Annotated in this window: 2 tRNA genes and 3 rRNA genes; all 5 read left to right on the top strand. The window is 47.5% G+C overall.

Annotated features, from left to right (window positions below):
* Positions 1–167: 167 nt before the first annotated feature.
* The 5 genes from RM549_RS19115 (at position 168) to rrf (ending at position 5592) form a co-directional block, all read left to right on the top strand.
* Positions 168–1687: ribosomal RNA gene (locus tag RM549_RS19115) — 16S ribosomal RNA — on the top strand.
* Positions 1688–1868: 181 nt separating this feature from the next.
* A tRNA-Ile gene (locus RM549_RS19110) sits at positions 1869–1942 on the top strand.
* Positions 1943–2149: 207 nt separating this feature from the next.
* Positions 2150–2223: transfer RNA gene (locus RM549_RS19105), tRNA-Ala, on the top strand.
* Positions 2224–2443: 220 nt separating this feature from the next.
* Positions 2444–5281 (top strand): 23S ribosomal RNA (locus RM549_RS19100).
* 203 nt (positions 5282–5484) lie between these two features.
* Positions 5485–5592 (top strand): 5S ribosomal RNA (gene rrf, locus RM549_RS19095).
* The 16S, 23S and 5S rRNA genes sit together here with 2 tRNA genes alongside, the layout of an rRNA operon.
* Positions 5593–5646: the final 54 nt, after the last annotated feature.

The following is a 5646-nucleotide window of genomic DNA, read 5'->3' as shown; positions in this document are numbered from 1 at the left end:
AGTTCATTGACATATTGAATTGACAAGAAGTTTTATAAGAGCAATCTTATAAAACGAGTAGCAAAGAATTAAGACTAGAAGAGTCATCTTTTGAGCTTTATTTTGTTTTTACCTGCAAAGGTAGGAGCGAAAAAACTTTTAATAGTTGTTAAGATATATAAGAAACAACGATGAAGAGTTTGATCCTGGCTCAGGATGAACGCTAGCGGCAGGCTTAACACATGCAAGTCGAGGGGCAGCACGTCTTCGGATGGTGGCGACCGGCGCACGGGTGCGTAACGCGTATACAATCTACCTCTTACTGAGGGATAGCCCATGGAAACGTGGATTAATACCTCATAGTATTATTTGGTGGCATCATCAGATAATTAAAGGTTACGGTAAGAGATGAGTATGCGTCCTATTAGTTAGTTGGTGTGGTAACGGCATACCAAGACATCGATAGGTAGGGGTCCTGAGAGGGAGATCCCCCACACTGGTACTGAGACACGGACCAGACTCCTACGGGAGGCAGCAGTGAGGAATATTGGACAATGGGCGAGAGCCTGATCCAGCCATGCCGCGTGCAGGAAGACTGCCCTATGGGTTGTAAACTGCTTTTACAGAGGAAGAACCACCCCTACGTGTAGGGGTTTGACGGTACTCTGCGAATAAGGATCGGCTAACTCCGTGCCAGCAGCCGCGGTAATACGGAGGATCCAAGCGTTATCCGGAATCATTGGGTTTAAAGGGTCCGTAGGCGGGTTTATAAGTCAGTGGTGAAAGTCTGCAGCTTAACTGTAGAACTGCCATTGATACTGTAGACCTTGAATTATTATGAAGTGGTTAGAATATGTAGTGTAGCGGTGAAATGCATAGATATTACATAGAATACCGATTGCGAAGGCAGATCACTAATAATATATTGACGCTGATGGACGAAAGCGTAGGTAGCGAACAGGATTAGATACCCTGGTAGTCTACGCCGTAAACGATGGTTACTAGCTGTCCGGCCTAATTGAGGGCTGGGTGGTTAAGCGAAAGTGATAAGTAACCCACCTGGGGAGTACGTTCGCAAGAATGAAACTCAAAGGAATTGACGGGGGCCCGCACAAGCGGTGGAGCATGTGGTTTAATTCGATGATACGCGAGGAACCTTACCAGGGCTTAAATGTAGTCTGACAGGTCTGGAAACAGACTTTCCTTCGGGCAGATTACAAGGTGCTGCATGGTTGTCGTCAGCTCGTGCCGTGAGGTGTCAGGTTAAGTCCTATAACGAGCGCAACCCCTTTTGTTAGTTGCCAGCGGGTCATGCCGGGAACTCTAACAAGACTGCCGGTGCAAACCGTGAGGAAGGTGGGGATGACGTCAAATCATCACGGCCCTTACGTCCTGGGCCACACACGTGCTACAATGGTAGGGACAGAGAGCAGCCACTTTGCGAGAAGGAGCGAATCTATAAACCCTATCACAGTTCGGATCGGAGTCTGCAACTCGACTCCGTGAAGCTGGAATCGCTAGTAATCGCATATCAGCCATGATGCGGTGAATACGTTCCCGGGCCTTGTACACACCGCCCGTCAAGCCATGGAAGCTGGGGGTACCTGAAGTCCGTTACCGCAAGGAGCGGCCTAGGGTAAAACTGGTAACTGGGGCTAAGTCGTAACAAGGTAGCCGTACCGGAAGGTGCGGCTGGAACACCTCCTTTCTAGAGCAAGGTCTTTTACTTATAAAAGACATGCGCAATTGTTAAAGGGAAGTTCAAAAGGAAGTCCTTTTGGTTTTGATTTTTTGCTTGTCAATTTAATTATAGTAAAGAGTATTGAGTATAGCGTACAGGGTATTGAGATTGTCTCATTACTACATACTAATTACTCATTACTAATTGCAGTCTCATAGCTCAGCTGGTTAGAGCGCTACACTGATAATGTAGAGGTCGGCAGTTCGAGTCTGCCTGAGACTACTCGTAGAGTAGACGAAGGAAAGATGAGAAGTTTATCCCGAGCGAAGACGAGGGAAGTCTGCCTGAGACTACTACCGAAGTACGAGGTTGGAAGTTAGAAGGTAAGTAGAGATTGAAGTTCGTTTGAAATAATAAAGGAAATTTTAGAGGTTGAGTAGCCGTTATAAGTACTGTTAACTGATAACTGTTAACTGATCACTGAAAAATGGGGGATTAGCTCAGCTGGCTAGAGCGCCTGCCTTGCACGCAGGAGGTCATCGGTTCGACTCCGATATTCTCCACAAAAGGCTTTAAGCAATATGCTTTAAGCCGTAAGCAAAAATGCCTATAGCCTATGGCTTAGAGCATATAGCTTTTAAACGTTCATTGACATATTGAGAAACAAAGAATACGAGAAACTACAGTTATAGAGCGATTTATAACTAAATTAAGAGCAAATTATATTAAGTATTGAACTAACTTGAAAGAGTTAAGAGATACGAGCAAATTAGAAGGCAAAAGCACACAAGCTAAATAAGGGCGTATGGGGAATGCCTAGGCTCTCAGAGGCGATGAAGGACGTGATAAGCTGCGAAAAGCTGCGGGGATTGGCACATACGAATTGATCCGCAGATATCCGAATGGGGCAACCCAGTACATTGAAGATGTATTATCCGCAAGGAGGCAAACCCGGGGAACTGAAACATCTAAGTACCCGGAGGAAGAGAAAACAAAAGTGATTGCGCTAGTAGCGGCGAGCGAACGCGCATTAGCCCAAACCAATGAGTTTACGGACTTATTGGGGTTGTAGGACCACGCTATTCGATGCACATAGAACTGGAACAATTTGGAAAGATTGACCGCAGAGGGTGATAGTCCTGTACAGGTAAGAATGTGTTATTGATAGTGGTATCCTGAGTAGTGCGGGGCACGGGAAACCCTGTATGAATCTGGCGGGACCATCCGCCAAGGCTAAATACTCCTGAGAGACCGATAGTGAACCAGTACCGTGAGGGAAAGGTGAAAAGAACCGTGAATAACGGAGTGAAATAGATCCTGAAACCATACGCTTACAAGCGGTCGGAGCATGTTTACATGTGACGGCGTGCCTTTTGCATAATGAGCCTACGAGTTACCGTTTCCAGCAAGGTTAAGGATTTCAGATCCGGAGCCGTAGCGAAAGCGAGTCTTAATAGGGCGCTATAGTTGGTAATGGTAGACGCGAAACCGTGTGATCTACCCTTGGGCAGGTTGAAGCTGTGGTAACACATAGTGGAGGACCGAACCCGTTGACGTTGAAAAGTCTTGGGATGACCTGAGGGTAGGGGTGAAAGGCCAATCAAACTCGGAAATAGCTCGTACTCCCCGAAATGCATTTAGGTGCAGCGGTATATTAGTTTTATAGAGGTAGAGCTACTGATTGGATGCGGGGGCTTCACCGCCTACCAATTCCTGACAAACTCCGAATGCTATAAAATGATGTATACCAGTGAGGGCATGGGTGCTAAGGTCCGTGTCCGAGAGGGAAAGAACCCAGACCATCAGCTAAGGTCCCAAAATATATGTTAAGTTGAAGAAACGCGGTTGGACTGCCCAGACAGCTAGGATGTTGGCTTGGAAGCAGCCATTCATTTAAAGAGTGCGTAACAGCTCACTAGTCGAGCGGTCCGGCATGGATAATAATCGGGCATAAACATATTACCGAAGCTATGGCTTTCAGATTTATCTGGAGGGGTAGGGGAGCATTGTAACAACGTTGAAGGTGTACTGCGAGGTATGCTGGAGTGGTTACAAAAGAAAATGTAGGCATAAGTAACGATAATGCGGGCGAGAAACCCGCACACCGAAAGACCAAGGTTTCCTCAGCTATGCTAATCAGCTGAGGGTTAGTCGGGTCCTAAGGCGAACCCGAAGGGGGTAGTCGATGGACAAGCAGTTAATATTCTGCTACTTGCCCCACGTTAAAGCGGACGGAGGCGAAAATTAGGTGCGCACAGACGGAATTGTGCGTTGAAGGGAGTGGTAACACCCCGATAGTACACCAAAGCTACGGCGGCGGTGATAATCCTGAGGATCGACTTCCAAGAAAAGCGAGTGGAGGCAACCCGTACCGTAAACCGACACAGGTAGTTGGGATGAGAATTCTAAGGTGCTCGAGAGATTCATGGCTAAGGAACTAGGCAAAATGGGCCCGTAACTTCGGGAGAAGGGTCGCCACGCTCCGGCGTGGCCGCAGTGAAGAGGTCCAGGCGACTGTTTATCAAAAACACAGGACTCTGCTAAATCGAAAGATGACGTATAGGGTCTGACACCTGCCCGGTGCTGGAAGGTTAAGAGGAGAAGTTAGCCCTTGAGGCGAAGCTTTGAATTGAAGCCCCAGTAAACGGCGGCCGTAACTATAACGGTCCTAAGGTAGCGAAATTCCTTGTCGGGTAAGTTCCGACCTGCACGAATGGTGCAACGATCTGGACACTGTCTCAGCCATGAGCTCGGTGAAATTGTAGTATCGGTGAAGATGCCGATTACCCGCTACGGGACGAAAAGACCCCGTGCACCTTTACTATAGCTTAGTATTGACTTTGGACAAGTGATGTGTAGGATAGGTGGGAGACATTGAAGCGGTATCGCCAGGTATCGTGGAGTCATTGTTGAAATACCACCCTTTACTTGTTTGAAGCCTAACTTCTGAAGAAGAAGGACAGTGCTTGGTGGGTAGTTTGACTGGGGTGGTCGCCTCCAAAAGAGTAACGGAGGCTTCTAAAGGTTCCCTCAGCACGCTTGGTAACCGTGCGTAGAGTGCAATGGCATAAGGGAGCTTGACTGAGAGACATACAGGTCGATCAGGTACGAAAGTAGAGCATAGTGATCCGGTGGCACCGCATGGAAGGGCCATCGCTCAAAGGATAAAAGGTACGCCGGGGATAACAGGCTGATCTCCCCCAAGAGCTCACATCGACGGGGGGGTTTGGCACCTCGATGTCGGCTCGTCACATCCTGGGGCTGGAGAAGGTCCCAAGGGTTGGGCTGTTCGCCCATTAAAGTGGCACGCGAGCTGGGTTCAGAACGTCGTGAGACAGTTCGGTCTCTATCTGTAGTGGGCGTTAGAAATTTGAGTGGACCTGACTCTAGTACGAGAGGACCGAGTTGGACCAACCTCTGGTGTATCTGTTGTTCCGCCAGGAGCATTGCAGAGTAGCTACGTTGGGAAGGGATAAGCGCTGAAAGCATATAAGCGCGAAACCCACCACAAGATGAGATTTCTTTAAAGGACCGTGGGAGACGACCACGTTGATAGGCCATAGGTGTAAAGGCAGCAATGTCATAGCCGAGTGGTACTAATAATCCGTTGAGCTTGGTGCAAGGTTCCACCTCCTGAAAGGGAGGTGGAAGCAACAGCCTCTAAGACGCAGATAATTGCTTTTATAACTAGTCTTCTTATGTTCTTTGTTTCTTATAATATGTCAAGATATTGGCGCCAAATGGCGCAGTTAAAAAGTGAAAAAGTAAAGGAGTTAAAAGTAAAACTTTAAACCTTAAACTTGAAACTTGTTTAACTAACCTTTTAAGGTGGTTATGGCAACGGGGCTCACCTCTTCCCATTCCGAACAGAGAAGTTAAGCCCGTTAGCGCAGATGGTACTGCTATTGTGGGAGAGTATGTCACCGCCTTGTTTTTTGAAACCCTTCATCATGTATTTGATGAAGGGTTTTTTTATGGCCGAAAGT

It is taken from the genome of Autumnicola patrickiae (assembly GCF_031846525.1).
Taxonomy (GTDB): domain Bacteria; phylum Bacteroidota; class Bacteroidia; order Flavobacteriales; family Flavobacteriaceae; genus Autumnicola; species Autumnicola patrickiae.
Note: the sequence above shows the minus strand (reverse complement) of the source record. Positions and strands in the feature narration are given on the sequence as shown.